Source organism: Paludibacterium yongneupense DSM 18731 (genome assembly GCF_000422925.1).
GTDB classification, from domain to species: Bacteria; Pseudomonadota; Gammaproteobacteria; order Burkholderiales; family Chromobacteriaceae; genus Paludibacterium; species Paludibacterium yongneupense.
Genome location: NZ_AUGZ01000005.1, coordinates 336,440 through 356,273, shown reverse-complemented (window position 1 = coordinate 356,273; position 19,834 = coordinate 336,440). Strand labels below are relative to the sequence as shown.

The window sequence follows — 19,834 nt, the reverse complement described above, 5'->3', positions numbered from 1 at the left end:
CGGTTTGGCTCTTCATTCAGTTTTGAATTGATAATAATAACCATTATCATTATCATTTGCATCGAACTTTGATGGAAAGACCCGATGAAACTACTTGAACCTTCCCTGCTGGCACTGGGCCTGTCGTGCTGCCTGCCCGCCTTTGCCGATAGTCCGGCCGACGCGGACGGCACAAGCGCCGGTGAGCTCGCCGTCGTCAATGTCAACGCCGAGGCGCTGGATGACGAAAGCTACCAGGCCCGCTCGGCGTCTACCGCGACACGTTCCTCGGCCCCCCTGATCGAGACGCCGCAAGCGGTGAATGTGGTCAGCCGCCAGGTGCTGCAGGATCAGCAGGCCGCGACGCTGGACGACGCGCTGGCCAATGTCAGCGGCATCACCCAGGGCAATACCCTGGCCAATACCTGGGACAGCTTCATGCGCCGCGGCTTCGGCAGCCGCGACGACGGTTCTATCCTGGTCGACGGCATCCGCTCGGCGCTGCCGCGCAACTACAGCGTCAGCACCGACCATGTCGAGGTCTTGAAAGGACCTGCGTCGCTGCTATATGGCATCCAGGAACCCGGCGGCGTGATCAATGTGATCACTAAAAAGCCGGAGTACACCCAGGCCGGGAGCGTGACCCTCGGCAGCAGCGCGTTTGGCGGCGGCAGCGGCAGCTTCGACGTGACCGGGCCGATAGCCGATACCGGTCTCGCCTACCGCGTTCTCGCTTCCGCCGAGAACAGCGACTACTGGCGCAATTTCGGGACGATCCGCCGCCGGCAGATCGCCCCCTCCCTGGCCTGGCGCGACGGCGCGACCCGCATCCGGCTGGCATACGAGTACATGAGCTATAGCGTTCCCTACGATCGCGGCACGCTGTTCGTCAATGGCAAGCCGCTCGCCATCCCGCGCGAGCGACGGCTCGACGAGAGCTGGAACCAGGCCAATGGCACGACGCAGAGCGCCACAGCCAGCATCGAGCATGATCTCGACGCAAGCTGGCGCGTGCAGGCGAATCTGGGCTGGAGCAGTCTGCGCTATGACGACAATCAGGCGCGTCCGGTTTCGTATAATGCGAAAACCGGCATCCTGACCCGCAGCGCCGATGGCAATCGCGATTTCAACGACAACAATCTGCTGGCGACAGGCAATCTGCTCGGCGATGTCAGGCTGTGGGGGCTTAGGCATGAGGTCCTGTTCGGGCTCGATATCGAGCGCGACAGCGAGACCAAGGGCGATGCCTTGCGTGGTAAATCGACTGGCGGATTCAATGTTTTCGACCCGGTGTATGGCGTGCTGGCCGAACCCTCCATTTACAGCGCGAGCAAAAGCAATACCCGTACCGTGATCGACAGCCAGGCGGTGCTGGGCAAGGACTCGATTCATCTGGGCGAGCGCTGGATCGCGGTCGGCGGCTTGCGCTACCAGCACTACCGTCAGGAGGATGGCTCCGGGAATCCCTATGTCGTGACCGGGAGGGCGTCGGGCAATGTCGCGCTGCCGCAGCTGGGCGTGGTCTACCGCCTCGCGCCGGCTGTTTCGCTCTATGCCAATTACAGCGAGTCGTTCAAGCCCAACAGTTCGGTCGATACGGGCGGGCCGTTCGAGCCCGAACGCGGCGTGGTGCATGAAGCCGGCATCAAGTATGAGGACGATCGCTTCAGCGCCAATGCGGCGGTATACCGTATTGTGAAACGCAACGTGCTGGTCACGGAGAACGACGTGTCGCGCACCGTGGGCCGGGTGAGGTCGCAAGGGGTGGAGCTGGATGTCAGTGGCCGCCTGACGCGCCGGCTCAGCCTGATCGCCAGTTATGCCCTGACCGACGCCGTTGTGCTGGAGGATGAGGCCGATTATGTCGGCAAGCAGCCATTCAACGTTGCGCGTCACACGGCTTCGACCTTTCTCAGTTATGCCATGCCCGGCGCGGGAGGCGATCGCTGGCGATTCGGCGGTGGCGCGCGCTACGTCGGCCGTCGCCAGGGCGATGCGCTGAACAGTTTTTCGCTCGACCCCTATACCCTGTTCGATCTGTTCGCGAGCTGGCAGACCCGGGTACAAGGGCATGTGCTGGAAATTCAGGCCAATATCAAGAATCTGCTGGACAGCACCTACTACACCTCGACCAGCGGCAGCAGCCTGCAAGTCAATGTCGGCACGCCGCGCGAGCTGACGACGCAGGCGCGGCTGTTGTTCTAGACGGGTACCCGCGCGGGGCGCCCAAACCCGGGCCGGCCCGGTTCCAGGGATGTGCACCGAGTCTGCCGGGACGCGGCCCCCGCGCGCCTGCGCAATCCGGCCCGCACGCGGCAGCCGCCGGCTTCCGGCTTGCGCTCTAGGAGCCGTCGCGCACCGCGAACGATAGGGGACCGTCCAGCGCGGCGGCGGCGCGCAGAGCAATGTCGCGGCGTTGCGCGACGCTGGCGGCATTGCGCTGGCGGACGAGCGCCAGTACGGCGGGCGCCGCCGTCAGCGGGCTGCCAGCGTCGAACGGCGGCGCCGGGGCGTATTCGAGCTCCAGTTGCACGGCCTGCGCCTCCTCCACGCCGACAAGCTCGGCGGCCAGAACCAGCGCGAAATCGATGCCGGCGGTGATCCCGCCGCCCGTGATCAGCATGCCGTCGCGGACCACCCGTTCGTGCACCGGCAGGGCACCGAGCAGAGCGAGCAAATCGTGAAAGGCCCAGTGCGTGGTCGCCCGCCGTCCGCGCAGCAAACCGGCTGCGCCGAGCAGCAGCGCCCCCGTGCAGACCGAGGTCACGAAACGCGCGCCTGCGGCCTGGCGGCGGATGAAGTCGAGGGTCTCCTCGTCGCTCATCAAATCGGCGATCCCGGCGCCGCCGGGGACGCATATCACGTCGAGCGCGGGGCTGCTGGCATACGTGGCATCGGCCGTCAGTGCGACACCGCTGCTGCTGGCGACCGGCGCAAGCGTTTTCCAGATCAGATGCAGCTCGACGCCGGGCAAGGCGGCCAGTACATCATACGGGCCCAGCAGGTCGAGTTGCTGGACCTGGGGAAAGAGAAGAAATCCGATTTGCAGCGGCATGGCTATCCTCGATGGGGTGCGTGAATGAATGTCCCTGCCTGACGCCTGTCGCGCGGCGGGGTGGACGGTTCAACGATATCTGACTAGGCTATGGCGTTAATGCCATAACGACCTCGAATCACGCCACCATGTCCGCCATTCCGCGTAACGTCACTCTACTTGCCTTTCCCGACGTGCAATTGCTTGACGTGACCGGGCCGTTGCAAGTCTTTGCTTCGGCCAACGAGCTGGCGCGCGCGCGCGGCCTGCCGCCCTGTTACGCCATTCAAGTGATTGCGCAGACGGAGACGGTGCTGTCTTCGGCCGGGCTTGCCTTGCTGGCGCAACCGCTGGCGGCCGCCGGACAAGGCTCGGATACTTTGATCGTGGCCGGTGGCGTCGGCGTGCAGGCGGCGGCGGGCGATGCTGCCTTGCTGGCATGGATGCGCGCTCATGCCGCCTTGTCGCGCCGGGTCGCGTCGGTCTGCACCGGCGCGTTCCTGCTGGCGGCGGCCGGCCTCCTCGATGGACGGCGGGTGGCGACTCACTGGGCGCATTGCGCCCGGCTCGCGCAGGCGTATCCGGCCGTATGTGTCGAGCCCGATCCGATTTTCATCCAGGATGGCCCTGTCTGGACGTCGGCTGGCGTGACGGCCGGCATCGATCTGGCGCTGGCGCTGGTGGAGGCCGATGCCGGCCGCGAGCTGGCGCTCGATGTGGCGCGCGAACTGGTCGTCTTTCTCAAGCGTCCCGGTGGTCAGGGGCAGTTCAGCGCGACCTTGTCCTTGCAAGGGGAGGGCGAACGTTTCGCCGACCTTCACGCCTGGATCGCCGGCCATTTGACGGCGGATCTGTCGCTGTCGGCATTGGCGGCCCGTGCCGGGATGAGCGAGCGCAGTTTCATCCGACACTATCGCGTACAGACGGGCATGACGCCGGCCCGCGCGGTCGAGCGCATCCGGGTCGAAGCCGCACGTCTGTTGTTGAGCGACAGCACATTGCCGATCAAGCGTGTCGCGGCGCGTTGCGGTTTTGGCAGCGAAGAAACGATGCGCCGCAGCCTGTTGCGCGTGATGGCGGTTTCGCCGCAAGCCTACCGCGCGCGTTTTGCGGCGGCGGCGCATGACGCCGCAGGCCGCTGATGCCGTCGACAGTGCGAACTCAATGGCCGCTTGGCGGCGATTTGCGGTTACTATCTGTCCTCGACACCCAATTGAAGCCATTCCTACATGCAGAAAGAAGTCAAAGAGAATCCCTTGCGCGCCGTCGTGGCGGCCGTGCAGCTGCCGGACGTCAGCGACGTCGAGTTCGAAGCCTCGGTTACCGAGTTGCGCGAGCTGGCTAAAACCCTGGGGTTCGAGGTCGTGCGCACCTTCATGCAGAAGCGCTCGAGTTTCGATGCCACCGCCTATCTGGGGATAGGCAAGCGGCAGGAGCTTGCCCGCTACGTGAGTTACGGTCATGACGGCGAGCGTGAGGATGAGGCGGAGGACGCGTCGGAGCGTGACGCTTATATCGATGTGCTGTTGGTCGATCACGAGATATCGCCGTCGCAGGCGCGCAACCTTGAAAAAGAAGTGGGTTGCGAAGTGATGGACCGCACGATGGTCATTCTTGAGATTTTCCATCGCAATGCCCGTTCGCGTGCCGCGCGCGCGCAGGTCGAGATCGCGCGCCTCGGCTATATGGCGCCGCGCCTGCGCGAAGCGGCCAAGCTCGCCGGTCCGCAAGGACGGCAGCGCAGTGGCACCGGTGGGCGCGGCGCAGGCGAGTCGCACACCGAAATCGACCGGCGCAAGGTCCGCGACCGCATCGCCGAGTTGCAGAAAGAAATCGTGGCGATGGAGGCCGAGCGCAAGACACAGCGTGCCCGGCGCCAGGAGCGGCAGGGTCTGGCCTGCGTGACGCTGGTGGGGTATACCAATGCCGGCAAGTCGACCCTGATGCGGGCGCTGACCGGAAGCGAAGTGCTGGTCGCCAACAAGCTTTTTGCCACGCTGGATACCACCGTGCGGGTTTTGCAGCCGGAAAGCGTGCCGCGGGTCCTGGTCAGCGATACCGTCGGATTCATCAAGAATCTGCCTCACGGGCTGGTCGCTTCGTTCAAGTCGACACTGGACGAGGCGCTCGATGCCTCGCTGTTGCTGCATGTTATCGATGCGAGCGACAGCGGTTTCGAACGCCAGCTTGAAGTGACCGAAAAGGTCCTGGAGGAAATCGGTGCCCAGGATGTGCCGCGTCTGCTCGTGTTCAACAAGATAGACCACGTGGGCGACGAGGCGGCGCAAGCCGGATGCGCCGAGGCATTGCGTGCCCGCTACCCGTCCTGCATCGTGATGAGCGCGCGCCGTCCGGAGGAGGTCGCCGGTTTGCGCACGGCGATCGTCGGCTTTTTCCAGCAGGACCTGATAGAGGCCGAACTGTTTCTGCCCTGGTCGGCGCAGCAGTTGCGCGGCGAGATCTATACCCTGTGCGAAGTTCTGGCCGAGCGTTCCGACGAAGAGGGCGCTTTCTTCAGCGTTCGCGGAGAGCCGGCGACGCTCAAGGAGCTGGGCGAGCGCTTCGAGCGCTTGCGCTGACGTTCAGCGCGCTGCGGCCGTCGGGTGGCGGGCCGCGGCCGCAGCGGGCTGGCGGCTGCGGCGTTCCACGAGCAGCACGTCGCGCCATATGCCATGCAACTGTGCGAGCTTTTCCCGCCGGCCGACCTGCCGGAAGCCCTGCCTGCGGTGCAGGGCCAGGCTGGCGGCGTTCTCCGGAAATATCCCCGCCTGCAGTGTCCAGATGCCCTGTCGTTCCGATTCGTCGATCAGGCGCATCAGCAGCGCTGTCCCTATCCCCGTGCCGGCGACGGCCGGGTCCACATAGATGCTGAGTTCGGCCACGCCGCGGTAGACCTCGCGGCTGGATATGGCTGAGAGCGCCGCCCATGCCAACACTTTTTCTTCCTTCTGTGCGACCAGGCGGCACGATGCGAGATGAGCGGCATCCCACTGCACCCATTCGGGAACCTCGGTCTGGAAGGTGGCGTTGCCGCCGGCGATGCCGGCAAGGTAGATGCGCGCGACCGCACCCCAGTCGTCGGCCTGCATCGGCCGGATGATGAGAGGCATGGCTGTCACTCTGTTTCCAGTGTGTATTGCATCAGGAGAGCGGATGCCGGACACGCACCGCGGAACTCGGCCGAGCGTTCGAGCGCGGCGGGTGCCCCGGTTCGTTCGCATGGTGCGAACCCGTGATGCAGAAAGAACGCTTCCGCCGTGGTGGTCAGCAGATAGAGCGTTTTCGCTGACCGTGCCCGTGCCCGTCGCATCTGCTCGCGCAGCAGCGCTTCGGCCAGGCCCTGGCGTCGCCAGGCTTGCCCGGTGGCGACCGAGCGCAGCAGCGCGACGTCGTCATGGAACTCGAGTCCGGCTGAGGCTACGATCTGTCCGTCCATCTCGGCTACGGCGAAGGTGTCGATATGCTCGTGCGCGCCGGCGACAGGCAACCCGCATTCGAGCAGCAGACGTTCGATCGGCGGCCAGTCCGTGGCGAGTGCCATGCGCAGCACGGGACGAGGCGTGGCCTTGTTGTCCGGCTGCAGCTCGAGCAAGGCTTGCAACAGATCGCCGAGCGCGGCGTGGAGACGGGCATGACGAGGCTCGGGAATCGAGGCCAACAGCTGTTCCGCATGCCGGTTCAATTGCGCATTGAGCGTTTGCGCGCGCCGGAGGCCGGTATCGCTCAGACGCAAGACCACGCTGCGGCGGTCGTGCGCGTCCGGCGCCTTGTCTATGCTGCCGTCGCGCACCAGCGCTTCGACGGCGCGGCTGACCCAACCCTTGTCCAGTCCCAGTTGCTGCGCCAGTTGTCGTTGCGACAGGGCGCCATGGCGCAGAATCTCATTCAATACGTCGCAGCGCGAGCGGCTCGGGCCGAACGCCCGTTGCTGGCGTACGTAGAGACGGGCCACTTCGCGCAGTCTTTCTCCCGCCGTGGAAGGTATCGTCACAGGACGGCCCTTTTTGAAAGGATATGAGGGCAGGGTAAGATTCCGGCCATCTGGTTGTCAATGACAACCAGATGGCCGGTGCAGGAATCCCGGAGCCGGGCGTTGGCGTTCAGTCCTCGCTCCAGGCAGGGGGCTCAGACCAGTGCGAGCATGATCACCTTGTAGATCACCATGGCCATCGCGATGAGCAGGTAGATGCGCAGCACGGCCATCCAGGTTTTATTGCGCTGCGAAAGGAACATCGGCTTGAGCGCGGCCAGCGGCGGCATGCGCCAGTTGTACATCTGCTGCAGCTCGACCTTGGGCGCCGGCTGGGGCACGACCCCGCTGTCCGCTTCCTGCCGTGCCTGCAGCACGTTGATGGCGATGGTGACGATGGCGCCCAGCACACTGCCGCCGATCAGGATATCGACGATGGTCGCACCCGACATGTCCGGGAAAGCGACCGCGGCGGTCAGAACGATGGAAAGCAGCACGAGGATGGCCACGATCACGCCGGTCAGCACGTTGGTCAGGCGGCTGTTGACCCACGGTCCGAGTACGGCCTTGTCGTTGCACAGCAACAGCAGGAACACGGTCGCGCTCGGCAGCAGGACTCCGGCCAGTGTCTGCACCGCATTGGTCAGCAGCCCCAGCGGCACGCCCGGGATCAGCACCAGCGCAGCCGCCAGAACGATCAACCCGCAGTACATGGCGTAGAAGCCGGGAGCATCCGTCGGCTTGCGGTGCAGCGAGTGCTTGAGGCTCAGGACATCGCCCAGTGCATAGGCCGTCGATAAGGACACCGCCATGGCGCCGATGATGGAGGCGTCGATCAGTGCGATGGCGAACAGCGTGCCAGGCAGCCGGCCGTAATACTTGCCGAGACCGGCGGCGAGCGCCCCTGCGTCGCGGAAGTTGCCGAATTCGGCATGCCCGATGAAGACCTGGGCGCTGAAGGCTATCATGGCCACGCCGCCGACGACGACCAGCGCGATGCCCAGCCACAGGTCGGCACGCTCATACTTGATGAAGCGCGGCGTGATGCGCTTGTCGATGATGTAGCTCTGCTGAAAGAACAGTTGCCAGGGGGCGACCGTCGTGCCGACAATCCCGATGATCAGCAGCATCACGTCGGAAAGGCGGCCCTGGGCCGGCATCTGCGGTATCAGGAAGTCATGCGCGACCTGTGTCATCGGGGGGTGAACGATGACCAGGATGGGCACCAGAATCAGGCTGCCTAAAACCAGAATCAGCGAGAAGCGCTCGAAACGGCGAAAATCGCCGGTGCTGGCAGACAGCATGATGAAAACCGCGGCCAGGCAGACGCCCCACAGCTTGGGAACGCCGAGGTATTCCATGCCCAGGCTGATGCCGATGAACTCGGTGACGATGGTCAGGGCGTTGAGGATAAATAGATCGATGGCGCTGAATGCGCCCCAGAACTTGCCGAAGCGCTCCAGGATCAGGCGGGCATGGCCGACGCCGGTGACGGCGCCGAGCCGAAGCACCATTTCCTGATTGACGTACAGAACCGGGATCAGCAGCGCGAGCGTCCACAGCAACGAGGTGCCGTAGTTTTGTCCGGCCTGGCCGTAGGTGCTGAATGCGCCGGCGTCGTTGTCGCCGACCATGACGATCAGGCCGGGACCGAGAATCGCCATCAGGGTTTTGAAGCGCGCGAGCCAGCCGTTGCGCGGAGCGGTGTCGTCGTGGCGGATGGTGCCGAGCGCACCACGGATATCGCCGATGTGAGCCGTATCGAGAACGGCGGCTTCTTTGTTGTCGGACATGGAACTTCCCCTGCTCGAATCTGTTTTAAGTGGGTTCCCGTCATGCGGATCGGCCGGTGGGGCGCTTGGATTTCTTGTCTCTTGCCGCCGGAAGGGCGCTGAAACCGGATATCCAGGCATCCTGCATGGAGCGGCGGATGTCGATGGTTACGGGAATGCGGGAATGATGACCGCTGGGGTCATGTTTCCGGGGAAGGTCACGCTGGGGGGATGTCGGTAAAACGCGGCAGGCGGGGCAGGGTGAAACGACTGCGATATTATCTACCTGGCGGTGCCATCCTCGTCGGCGTGACCGAGATACTGGGCCATGGGTCCATGATTTGCCTTTCCTCTTATCAATGCTGCAATAGGGGTCGAACCGGGGCGGATTCCTGCGCGTGCAGGAATCGGCCATGCCTGGCGTACAGACCGGGTCGCGGCGGCGGCCGTGTCGAGCGACGACACGCGACGCGAACGATTCCGTTCGATAAACACAAATCAGGGGTGCGTGATAAAACGGACTACGACGCGCACCGCTTGCCCAGAGCAAGTCGGCGGCCGGTGAAACGGGCTGGGGATCTTGCCTGGCTTATACGGAAAAACCGTCTGTGTAACGACTCTGACAGTCCAAGGCAGCAGCCCCAGTAATGGAATGCCGGTATTTTAGGCCTCGACGTTGCTTAGTGTCAATGGCTTTTTGTTGACAGACGCCCATGAGTATGCTGCTCGACCCGAACCGGCCCCGGGCAGGGCGAATTCCAGCGCCTCGCGCCCGGCATCGCTGTTTCATGCTGGCACACCCTGTATTCGCCGATATCGCGCGCCACGACCGGGTGTATGAAATCCGCGGTTTAACCGATAGAATTTGTCTAGACTAAGTTGTGCGCCCGGCAGGCAAGGCGCGCGGGCATCGTATGGATATTCTTGTACTTGATCGGGGAGTATTATTAAAAACACGGTTGTGTGATGTCGCAAATAAAGAATGCTAGTTCTCAGGATGGGGGGCACGACATATGTTTTTTTCGAAAAAAGCAAAAACTAAAATTTCTGAACGTGCGAGCGCCGCTGTGCTCGGACCCGTGCAGGTTGTCCGTACCAATAGCGGCAACGTCGAACGCGATTTGCGTGCCCTGAAACTCGAGGGAGTAAAGCTGGTTCTCGGTTATGTGAACCCGGGGGCCAATCTCGACCAGATCGCTCGTACGGTCGCCGCCGTGTTCCCCGGCGCGAAACTGGCACTGACCACGACTGCGGGCGAGTTGTGTTCCACCGCCCCCGGCGATGCGCTGTATCTGCCGACCGAAGGAAAATGGGACAGCCTGGTGTTCCAGGTTTTCGATCATCGCATCCTTAGCGACGTCCACGTCGCCAGCGTGCCGCTTGGCTGCGAAGACATCAAGGCCGGAAACCCGACCGTCTCGCATGACGACCGTGTGCGCAGGCTGGTGGATGCCCTGTCGCGCGCCCATCCATCGTTCGCCATGACCTACCAGGAGGGCTTTGTGCTGACCCTGGTGGACGGCTTGTCGAATAGCGAAAGCTACCTGATGGAAGCGGTGTACGAGTCAGACAAATTTCCCTATCTGTTTGTCGGCGGTTCGGCCGGCGGACCGCTCGATTTCTCGATGACCCGCTTGCACGATGGCCAGTCGCAGCGCGACGGTCACGCGGTGCTGGTGTTCATGAAGTTCACGCCGGCCTACCGCTACGGCGTGTTCAAATCGCAGAATTTCAAGGAAACAGGGACTTCGTTTACCATTGCCAAGGCCAGTACCGAGATGCGGCAGTTGATGTCCGTCCTCGACAGCGACGGGCAGATCTGCCCCATCATCCAGGTGTTGGCCCGACATTTTTCCTGCAGCGAAGACCAGGTGGCCGCCAAGCTCACCCATTACAGTTTCGGCATCAAAATCAAAAACGAAATATTTGTGCGCTCGGTGCTGGCGGTGGATACGCAGCGTGGATTGCTGCAGTTTGCGTGCGATTTATCTTTTGGCGAAGAATTGCATTTGTTGCAGCAGGAGAATATGGCCGATCGCACCCGGCAGGATTTCGAACGCTATAGTGCGGGCAAGCCGGTCGCGATCGGCGGTTTGCTCAATGACTGTATTTTGCGGCGCCTGAATAATTCCGAATCCCTGCCGCGCAGCAATGTCTATGGCACGACGCCGGTCGCCGGCTTTTCATCGTTTGGCGAGTTGCTGGGGGTGAATATCAATCAGACCCTGACGGCCATTTTCTTCTACCCTGCCACGGCAGAGTTTCGCGACGATTTTGTGGCGCGTTTTCCCGTGCATTACTCAAACTTCAAGAGTTATTTCTATATCCGTGAAGTGTCGCGTGCACACTGGATCGATCGCATGAAGAACAAGGTGATCGACGAGTTGCAGGGATACAAGAGCTTCGCCAGCCAATTGATGGACAACCTGCCCGTGTTCCGGCAGGCCTCGGGTGAGCTGGTCGATCATCTGCTGGAAATCGAACAGTCGATCGAACGGTTTTCGGTGCGGGTGGAAGAAGGCAGCCGCACCTCGGCCAGCGCCAGCGACAGCATCGTGTCGCTGGAAAAAGACGCCAAGCAAATCGGCGAGGTCATGCTCATGATCAAGAAAATAGCCGAACAGACCAATTTGCTCGCGCTTAACGCTGCGATCGAGGCCGCGCGCGCGGGCGAAGCCGGGCGCGGTTTCGCCGTGGTGGCGGATGAGGTTCGCAAGCTGGCCAATAACACGCAGTCCAACCTCGATTCTACCGGGGGTGCGGTCGATAACGTGATGGGCGGGGTGCATCTGGTGGGCGGCGCGATGCGCGTAATGAACGAGCATGTCGGCAGCTTCTCGCAGGAGATGGCGCTGGTGACCGGGCTGCTGCGCGATCTGGCGCAAACCGCGCGTCAAAGCCAGGGCCGGGTCGACGGCATGATGAGCAGCACCGAAGATCTGTACGAGCGTATGCGCAAGGTCGATCTGGCGCTGGATACCATCATCGCGCTGGAAAAATAGGCGGGTGCGAGAGCGGCCCCGGCTTTGCCATCGCTGCCGGGGCCGCCCGCATTTCAATGCGGTGCTTCGCCTGCCGTTGCCGGCGTGGCCGCCGCGCGCGGCTTGCGCTGTTTTACCGAGGGCTCGCCTTTTTGCAGATGCGCGAGTCGACGGCGGATATCGTCCGAGTCCATCCAGATATCCTCGCCGTGCAGTATCCGCTCGACTTCCGCGTCCGACAGAAAAGGGCGGCAGACCTGCCGCATCACTTTTTCGAACCACTTGCTCATCGCGAGGACTTGCGCCTGCTGTTCGTTGCCCTTGCCTATCAGGGCGGACGAATAATTGTGGAACATCAGCTGGCAGGTGTCGTGGACGATCAACTCGTCTCCTGCCAGAAACAACATCGCGCCCATCGAGTAGGCGCGTGCTTCGAGTACCGTGATGACATGAGCGTCGCTGGCACCGATGTTGTTGATGATCTGCAAGCCGGTATCGAAGTTGCCCCCCGGCGTGTTCAGGTGCAACAGGACCAAGTCGGTTTCGCGAGCGGTGCGCAGCGTGTACAGCAGATCGGTGTACTGGATGGGGGCGCCGATTTCTCCCGACAAGTAGAAAGAAATCTGGCGTGCGACGCCCTGGCTCTCATAACGCCGGAACAGGGGCAAGCCGGGAGTCGGGTCATCCGCCTCGTCGCCGTGCCCGGCGGCGAGGCGGATGGATTCGAGCGACGAGCGCGGCAGCATGGGCAACTCCTCCTTGTTGTTCGGCCCGGACGGGCTTGTACTTGAAGCCTAGCATATGCGCCTGGCCGGGCCCGCCTCATAAATCCATAACAATCGGCGGGTAGACTGTGCAGCGGTACCACTGCTCATTGCCCTGTCTTTCCTGTCTTGCGCCCGTCTTTTGACGGGCGCTTATTTTTTTGCGGCGTGCAGAGCGCTGGCCGTCGCGCCGATGTGCAACGGCGTTTCCCGATCCGCGATGTAGGGGTATGATTTTATCATGTTGAAATACTTGGTAATTTCATTGGCATGGACACTCCGCCGAACGGCGGCGAGACCGGCATGAAGGTGTTGCTGATGGAAGACGATCTGGCGCAGGGCGATGCCTTGAGCATGGCCCTGCGCCAGATCGACGTGCGCACGGTCTGGGTGCGGCGTCTGAAAGAGGCGCGCGCCTTGTTGCAGGCTGAACCGCTCGATGCGCTGCTGCTGGATCTCGGCATGCAGGATGGCGAGGGCATGGTACTGTGGCGCGAGTTGCGCGAGCGCCGCAGCCGGCTTCCTGTCATCGTGCTTGCCGCGCGCGACAGGGTGGAGGGCCGGCTGCCGAGCACGGATATCGGCGCCAGCGATTGCCTGCTCAAGCCGTTCACCATGGCAGAACTGCTGGCGCGGCTGCGAGCGGCGACCCGGCGCAAGGGAGCCCGGGCTTCCGATTGCTGGGATATTGGCGAGCTGTGCATCGATACCGGGGCGCATCAGGTCACTCTCGCAGGAGGCGATGTGCCATTGTCGCCTTCCGAATATGCCCTGCTGCTGGAACTCGCCCGCGAGGGCGGTCGGGTGGTTGCGCGCGACCTCCTGCTCGCGCGCCTGCAGTGCGGGTCGGACAATGCGCTCGAAGTCCACGTGCACAATTTGCGGCGCAAACTGGGCTGCGGCTGGGTGCGGACCCAGCGCGGTGTCGGCTATCTGCTGCCCATCTCCTGAGCGGCAAGCGTATTGCCTCAGCGTCGACAGCGGTCGCCGAGAAGGAAACAGACCAGGGCGAGGCCCAGCGTCAAATAGGCCAGAGTATAGGCCAGTTGCTGACCGTGCCAGAGGTGACCCAGCCACTGGTTGAATTCGACCGCCCAGACCGCCGCCTTGCCGCCGACGCGTTCCAGGGCGAGCGAGGCACGCCGGTCCCCGCCGTAGTCCACGGTATAGGTCTGGCTGTCATCGGCGTTCAGATAGACTCCGGCCGCAGACAGCAGGCCCACGACAAGCACGAGCACGCCTGCCAGATAGAAACGCATCTGCGGCGCAAGGCGCCGGCGCCGCGCCGAAGGTGGCTCAGGAGGGCGCATCCTTTTCCTCGCATTGTCATTGCATTGCTGCGCAGTATTTCAAAAGCCGACGCTGAAAGAAAGTGCCGCACATCAAATCCAGCCCAGAATCGCGCCGAAAACCGCCAGCGCCAGTGCCACGGCCGCCGCCAGGACGCCGACCGCCACTATCTGGCTGCGGCGCGCGCGCATATCGTGCACCCGGTAGGCCACTAGAAAAAACGGCAGATAACCGACGAAAAAAATCAGCCACGGCCGACCCGCGTTCCAGTCGCGCCATTCCCAGGTCAAGACGCCGATGTGGTTGAGCCAGCACTCGACGAGGACGCACAGACCGGCATTGACCGCGGCAAGCAGCCAGCGGTTGCCGATGCCGAGCCACTTGAGGTCTCGCCGCTGCGGTAGCAGGCGTACGGCCAACAGCCCCATGATGGCGAACATGGCGCTGATCTCGACATTCAAGCCTATGAGTATCACGTAGGCAGATGCGCCTGGTGTGCCCCAGATGGGGGCGAAGCCGGAACCATGGGCGATCAGCGCGTTCACGATCTCACTGATCCAGTCCATCAGCCAGAAGGCGAGGCCGCCGAACACGACATGCCAGCGTCCGGCCGCGGCCTGCTCGTTGTAGAGGTAGAGGACGAAAAGCAGCAAGGGAAGCAGATACCATTGAAAATGCGAGCCGTCGCGAACGAGGCTCCAGGCGTGTCGGGCATCGATGGTCTCCATGGCCGTCTCAGGGTGCGGCGGCATCGGCGGATTGCGCGGACTTGCGCGCGCTTTCGCTGGCGAGCCACTCGTCGAGCACGCGCAGGACGGCGGCCATTTCGCTCTCCAGTCGCGGAAGTGCGGTTTCGACGTCGGTGGGGCGGTCCTGCTCAATCGCCTTCTCGATCTCTATCGTCAACGCCGTCAGACGCTTGGCGCCCAGGGTGCCGATGCTGCTGCGCGCCTTGTGCAGCGACTGTTTTACCGTGTCGACGCTGCCTTGCCGCCAGGCTGCGTTGACCGTGTCTATCAGGTCGGGGCCGATCTCGGGCAAGCGCTGCAGCATGGTCGAGACCTGACTGCGGAATGCTTCGTCGTTGGGAAACATATCCAGGATGGAACCGATGTCCAGCGTGTCGGTCCGATCGAAAGGAAGCGCCGTCTCGTTGCGCGGCTGCAGGTTGCGCAGAATCACCCGTATCATATGTGCGCGGTCTATCGGCTTTGGAATGAAGTCATCCATGCCTGCTGCATAGCATTGTTCGCGTTCTTCAGGCATTACGCCCGCCGTCATGGCTACGATGGGCAGCCGCATTCCAAGCTTCTCGCGCAAATGGCGGGTTGCCTGAAAACCGTTCAGTACCGGCATCTGAATATCCATCAGGATCAGGTCGAAAGCCTGGGGCTGCCGTTCGATAATCTCGATGGCCTGTTGCCCGTCAGCGGCGATGGCAAGGCTGGCTCCGGCTTGCTCGAGCAGGCCGCGCCCGACGATCTGGTTCATCGGGTTATCTTCCACCAACAGCAGGCGCACCCCGCTGAGTGCGATATTCTCGCCATCGCTTGCCGCCGCTTCCTGCGGGTGGGGATGAGCTTTGGCACAAACATCGAGCACGACATCGAACAAGGCGGACGCGGTCACCGGTTTGATCAGTTGCGCATCTTCGCCGCCGTCTCCCTGCGCCAGGCGTGCTTTGCCACCGGACGGGACCAGAAGCACGAGCGGAGGGGGCGAGGTCTGCGCCTTGACGTGGCGGATGGTAGCGGCGCTGTCCTCGCCGTCCAGCTTCCAGTTAAGGATGATCAGGTCGAAGGGACGGCCATCCTGTTCCGATTGTCGATATCGCTCGCGCACCCCCTGTTGTGTGAGCGCGCACTCGGCTTGCCAGCCCCAGGAGGCAATCAGGCTGCGCAAGGCGTTGATCGTGGTTGCATTATCGTCGCCAAGCAATATCCTCAGCGGGCCGAACGAGGGCTGGAAGCGTTTGTTCGTGCCGTGCGGCGCAATCCCGAACGGAAGGTCGAAGCTGAAGCGGCTACCGCCGGCTGGCGGCGTATCGAGCACGATTCTGCCACCCATCAGGGTGACCAGTTGCTGGCTGATCATCAGGCCGAGACCACGGCTGTCCAGCAACGGGATGGCCGCAGTCCGGGACGGGTGGGGGAACAGCGTCATCAGCCTGGAATCGGCCAGGTCAATACCGCTGTCGATCAGTTCGAAGTGCAACGCAAATCCGCCTGCGGCCTGTTCTGCGCGCCGAATGGAGAGTGCGACTTCCCCCCGTGTGGTGAGTTTGATGGCGCTGCCGATCAGGTTGTTGAGGATCTGTTGCAGTCGCAAGCCGTCGCCCAGCAGATCGTAAGGCACATCGGCATCGACCTGGATCGCCAGTTCCAGTTCTTTCTCGCCACCGGCATGCTTCATGGCCGTGGCGGTCGCCTTCAAGGTGTCCTCGAGAAAGAAGGGCCGGGTTTCCAGCTCCATCTTCCCGGTCTCCATCTTGCTAAAATCGATGATGTCGTCGAGGAGGGATAGCAAAGCGTGCGACGACTCCAGAATCACATCGCTGAACTGGCGCTGCTCGGCATTCAGAGGCGAGTGGGAGAGCAGTTGGGCCGAGCCGTGCAGTGCATTGAGCGGGGTGCGCAATTCATGACTCATCGATGCGATGAAGTGGCTCTTGGCTAGGACGGCCGTCTGCGCCGCCTGCTTTTCCGTTGTCAGCGATTGCGCTTGTTGCTGCGGCTGCGCAATACCGACATAGCCGATCAGTTCGCCGGCCATGCCGCGAATGCCGCCGATGACCAACTGTACCGATATGCGGCTGCCGTCATTGCGGCGATAGGTCCATTCGCCGGCATCGGCCATGCCGAGGCGGGCCTGACTGACCAGAACATCGAAGCCGGAGATGGGCTGCCCCGCGAGTTCGGAGAGCACCGCTCCGCGGCTTTCTATTTCATCTTCAAGGTGAAAGCGGGTAAGCGACAGTTGGCCTATCACGTCCTTGGCGCTATAGCCGAGCATCCGCTCCGCCCCGCGCGAGAACAGGGTGATCGTCCCCGCCAGATCGGTGGCGACGATGGCCAATTCACTGGCGGCGTCGATAATGCATTCCAGATAGGCTTCGGCATTGGCGCGCGCCGTCTTTTCCTCGTGCAGCGAGCCGACATCGCTGGCCAGTTCATAAAACCCTTGCACCTCGCCGTTTGCCACGTCCGGGACATATGACAGCAAGGCCCGGATCGTTCCGCCCTCGTGCCGCACGATCGTGCGTTCGAAGCGCTGGGGTTTGCCCTGTAGTGCGGCGTGCATCTGCGGCAGGTTGGAACGGTACTCGTCCGGACCGATCAGCTCGGGCGCGTGCCGACCGTAGGCCTGTTCGACGGACAGACCGAGCCAATCCAGATAGGCGCCGTTGCAGAAACGATTGCACAGATTCCTGTCCCAATAAGCGATCAGCGCCGGCATCGTGTCGAGAATGCGCCGGCTTTCACTGCGCGCTTCGACCAGGCCGGTTGCCGCCGTCGCCAGCGTGCACAGGGTTTGGCGTTGAGCGTCGCTCAACTGCCGCACCTGGGTATCGAACACGCACAGCGTTCCCAGCGGCTGGCCCTGGCTATCGATCAGGGGCATGCCGGCATAGAAGCGCAGACGAGACTCGCCGCTGACCAGCGGATGGTCGCAAAAGCGCGGGTCTAGCCCTGCATCGGCGACTTCAAGCCATTGCGCCGTCGATACCGCGTGGGCACAGCACGAAGCGGTACGCGGGGTGTGTTCTATGCCGCCTAGCCCGTACCGCGCTTTGAACCACAGCCGCTCGGAATCGACCAGGCAGATGGCCGCGGCAGGAGTCGCGCACAACCGGGCTGCCAGCTCGGCCAGAGCATCGAAAGCAGGCTCGGGTGGCGTATCGAGTATTCCGCAGGCATACAAGGCGGCCAGGCGCTGTTTTTCAGGTATGGATTCAGGGGCAGAGGTCATGGTGTTCCCGGCTTGGAGTGTGGTCGGTGTCCGGCCGCGGGCAGGCAGCGATCGAGAGCATTCTGTACGGCGCCTGCGTTGAATGGTTTGACGATGTCGTCATCCTCGCGGCCGCGCAACACCCTCCGCAGTCCCTGCCGGATCAGGGGGGTGTCGTCCGCGATCAAAACGGAACGGGGCGTGCTTTTCATGTCGATCTTCCTGAATCAGGCGCTTCGATAGTCCACGGCAGCCGCCTTCAGTATAGAAGGGAGGCGATACTATGCTAATGTGCGCCACACGCCGTCTGCTGCGGATTCCGCCGCCCGGCCGCTGGAGCAGGGTTGCGTGGGCGCTGCGCGCTAGGCAGGGCGGCACACGGTTTATTCGACGAAAACGGGAGCCAGATCAAAGGCCTCTGGCTATGCATATAGGTTAAGTATTGTTATTTTATGCCATATTTGTAAGTAAATTTAATGAGATAAGTCGGAGTCTTCGATGTCGAAAAGCTTGCTGCTAGCGATGATCAGTATCGCGGTCCTGTCCGCTTGCGCCGCGCCCAAGTCGAGTCAGGATGTCTCGATCAGCCAGACCAGCCGTGGGGTAGAGATCCGCTCTGCCAACTCCATCCTGTTCGATACCGCCAAATACGAGGTGAAGGGCAGCGCCAACGCTTTTCTCGATCAAGTCAGCGTCTTGCTCAAGGACAAGACCCGCAATAATGTCTTGATCGAGGGGTATACCGATAATGTAGGCAGCCGCGAGCTGAACCAGGAGCTGTCCGAGCTGCGCGCCTTGTCGGTGATGAAAGCGCTGGTCGATCGTGGCGTTTCGAAAAACCGGATCAGGGCGCAGGGGCATGGCATGAGCCATCCGATTGCAGATAACGGCAGCGAAGCCGGGCGTCGCCTGAACCGGCGCACCGAAATCATCATTTTGGGCGAAAAACAGGAGAACCTCGGTCAGTCTCCTCTTGGCAACGCTTTCGACAGTGTCGTGAATTTTGGCAAAGGCCTGTTCAACTGATCCGGCCCGCGCCACTGACCAACCCTGCAGGCGAGTTCGCCTTGTGCCGCTCGCCCAAGTGGAATCCATTTCATGGCTGAATGTTCTTCTTGTCACCGCAGCAACCGCGATGGCGCCCGTTTCTGTCAACATTGCGGTGTCGAGCTGACCGCGCCTGTCGTAGCCCCCACTGCGGGCGAACGGCGATGCGAGTCTTGCGGCACGGTTAACCGTGCCGGCCGTAATTTCTGCAAGGGCTGCGGGCAGCCTTTGTCCGGAGAAAAAGTCGCATCGTCATCTGCCGCCGTCGATGCCGGCGCCCCGTTCTCGGCGGGACGACAGGCCGCAGCGGAACGGCAGGCCGTAGCGGAACGGCAGGCCGCAGCGGAACGGCAGGCCGCAGCGGAACGGCAGGCCGCAGCGGAACAGCAGGCCGCAGCGGAACGGCAGGCCGCAGCGGAACGGCAGGCCGCAACGGAGCGGGAAGCGAAGATCGTCGAGGGGGCGCAAGCGGTAAGGGTGGCTCAACTCGTGCAGGAGGCCCGTTTGCATGCCGCGCCGGCCGCACCGGCGGGGCAGCCGGTTGCGTCATGGCGGAGAAGACCGATTCTGTTGTGGTCCGCCATTGTTGTCGCACTTGTCGTTGTCATCGGCGGTGCCCTGGCCTTGAGCGGGGGGTTTTCTGCCCGGGGCGCACCGGGCAGCGGCAAGGCCGCTTCGCAAGCGTCGGCGGATACAGCCGTACTCGAGTTGGCACCCGGTGCGGGGGCTCACATCGTAGACAAAAAATCGCTGCCGCCTGAACCCGTCCTGGTGCCGTTGCCGCGCTCGTCGGCGAGCGCCGCCGCCAGTTCGTCTCCTGTGGCGGTGCCGCCGGCGCCGCGCAAGGCTGAAGAGGGGCATGAAGGGGCTGGCGCCGGCAGTGCGACGGCGCCCGTGCATAAACCGCTTGCCGGGAAGATATCGACGGGTAGCGACGCTCGGGCTCACAGTCAGTTGGAAGAGTTGCGCCGTAAAAAAGAGGAGCTGAAAAAACAGATGGGCCTGGACGAGCAATAGCCTGCTGCGCAACGGACCTGGCGGCAGCCGAA

The 19,834-nt window shown here is 62.8% G+C and carries 15 protein-coding genes and 1 pseudogene; 7 read left to right on the top strand and 9 right to left on the bottom strand.

The annotated features are described in order from the left end of the window. Positions 1 to 84: 84 nt before the first annotated feature. Complete coding sequence (locus G520_RS0104020; protein ID WP_028534523.1) at positions 85 to 2,184, top strand: TonB-dependent siderophore receptor; 2,100 nt, start codon at positions 85 to 87, stop codon at positions 2,182 to 2,184. A 136-nt stretch (positions 2,185 to 2,320) separates the two neighbouring features. Here the strand turns inward: G520_RS0104020 and G520_RS0104015 are convergent, their stop codons facing one another. Further along, complete coding sequence (locus G520_RS0104015; RefSeq protein ID WP_028534522.1) at positions 2,321 to 3,034, bottom strand: DJ-1/PfpI family protein; 714 nt, start codon at positions 3,032 to 3,034, stop codon at positions 2,321 to 2,323. Positions 3,035 to 3,162: 128 nt separating this feature from the next. Here G520_RS0104015 and G520_RS0104010 point away from each other — a divergent pair, with 128 nt between their 5' ends. Together G520_RS0104010 and hflX are read left to right on the top strand one after the other, a co-directional pair. Beyond that, complete coding sequence (locus G520_RS0104010) at positions 3,163 to 4,155, top strand: GlxA family transcriptional regulator (protein ID WP_211222751.1); 993 nt, start codon at positions 3,163 to 3,165, stop codon at positions 4,153 to 4,155. Positions 4,156 to 4,242: 87 nt separating this feature from the next. After that, a complete protein-coding gene (gene hflX, locus G520_RS0104005) occupies positions 4,243 to 5,592 on the top strand; it encodes a GTPase HflX (protein WP_028534520.1) in 1,350 nt (449 codons plus the stop codon). A gap of 3 nt (positions 5,593 to 5,595) precedes the next feature. On the opposite strand, the gene G520_RS21485 is transcribed toward hflX, so the two are convergent. From G520_RS21485 to G520_RS0103990, 3 genes are all read right to left on the bottom strand, one after another. Further along, positions 5,596 to 6,123 (bottom strand): GNAT family N-acetyltransferase, encoded by a 528-nt coding sequence (locus G520_RS21485; RefSeq protein ID WP_051228993.1) that lies wholly within the window; start codon positions 6,121 to 6,123, stop codon positions 5,596 to 5,598. Positions 6,124 to 6,128: 5 nt separating this feature from the next. Then, positions 6,129 to 7,004, bottom strand: coding sequence for an arsenic resistance N-acetyltransferase ArsN2 (gene arsN2 / locus G520_RS23860; protein ID WP_084637457.1), 876 nt, complete (start codon positions 7,002 to 7,004; stop codon positions 6,129 to 6,131). Between the two features lie 134 nt (positions 7,005 to 7,138). Continuing rightward, positions 7,139 to 8,776 (bottom strand): NRAMP family divalent metal transporter, encoded by a 1,638-nt coding sequence (locus G520_RS0103990; protein WP_028534518.1) that lies wholly within the window; start codon positions 8,774 to 8,776, stop codon positions 7,139 to 7,141. 1,046 nt (positions 8,777 to 9,822) lie between these two features. On the opposite strand from G520_RS0103990, the pseudogene G520_RS25650 reads away from it, so the two are divergent. After that, positions 9,823 to 11,673: pseudogene (locus G520_RS25650) on the top strand (methyl-accepting chemotaxis protein); the annotation flags it as partial. A gap of 137 nt (positions 11,674 to 11,810) precedes the next feature. Here G520_RS25650 and G520_RS0103980 read toward each other — a convergent pair. Beyond that, the gene (locus G520_RS0103980) at positions 11,811 to 12,482 is read right to left on the bottom strand and encodes a Clp protease ClpP (RefSeq protein ID WP_051228987.1); all 672 of its coding nucleotides are present in this window, start codon (positions 12,480 to 12,482) and stop codon (positions 11,811 to 11,813) included. A 288-nt stretch (positions 12,483 to 12,770) separates the two neighbouring features. On the opposite strand from G520_RS0103980, the gene G520_RS0103975 reads away from it, so the two are divergent. Further along, positions 12,771 to 13,451, top strand: a complete 681-nt coding sequence (locus G520_RS0103975) for a response regulator (RefSeq protein WP_084637456.1) — start codon at positions 12,771 to 12,773, stop codon at positions 13,449 to 13,451. A 17-nt stretch (positions 13,452 to 13,468) separates the two neighbouring features. On the opposite strand, the gene G520_RS0103970 is transcribed toward G520_RS0103975, so the two are convergent. The 4 genes from G520_RS0103970 to G520_RS0103955 all read right to left on the bottom strand — a co-directional run bounded on the left by G520_RS0103970 (position 13,469) and on the right by G520_RS0103955 (position 17,950). Next, on the bottom strand, positions 13,469 to 13,810 hold the full coding sequence (locus tag G520_RS0103970) for a hypothetical protein (RefSeq protein WP_028534515.1): 342 nt from the start codon (positions 13,808 to 13,810) through the stop codon (positions 13,469 to 13,471). 72 nt (positions 13,811 to 13,882) lie between these two features. After that, positions 13,883 to 14,518 carry a hypothetical protein gene (locus tag G520_RS0103965; RefSeq protein WP_028534514.1) on the bottom strand — a complete coding sequence of 212 codons (636 nt, stop codon included), beginning with the start codon at positions 14,516 to 14,518 and terminating at the stop codon, positions 13,883 to 13,885. A gap of 7 nt (positions 14,519 to 14,525) precedes the next feature. Further along, on the bottom strand, positions 14,526 to 17,759 hold the full coding sequence (locus G520_RS21475) for a response regulator (protein ID WP_051228983.1): 3,234 nt from the start codon (positions 17,757 to 17,759) through the stop codon (positions 14,526 to 14,528). Further along, complete coding sequence (locus G520_RS0103955; protein WP_028534513.1) at positions 17,756 to 17,950, bottom strand: response regulator; 195 nt, start codon at positions 17,948 to 17,950, stop codon at positions 17,756 to 17,758. The genes G520_RS21475 and G520_RS0103955 overlap by 4 nt, the downstream gene beginning before the upstream one ends. Positions 17,951 to 18,236: 286 nt before the next feature. Between G520_RS0103955 and G520_RS21470 the strand changes: the two genes are divergently transcribed. Both G520_RS21470 and G520_RS24280 read left to right on the top strand, forming a co-directional pair. Further along, positions 18,237 to 18,764, top strand: a complete 528-nt coding sequence (locus tag G520_RS21470; RefSeq protein WP_051228981.1) for an OmpA family protein — start codon at positions 18,237 to 18,239, stop codon at positions 18,762 to 18,764. 72 nt (positions 18,765 to 18,836) lie between these two features. Next, positions 18,837 to 19,802 carry a zinc ribbon domain-containing protein gene (locus G520_RS24280; RefSeq protein ID WP_084637455.1) on the top strand — a complete coding sequence of 322 codons (966 nt, stop codon included), beginning with the start codon at positions 18,837 to 18,839 and terminating at the stop codon, positions 19,800 to 19,802. The last annotated feature ends 32 nt before the right edge of the window (positions 19,803 to 19,834 follow it).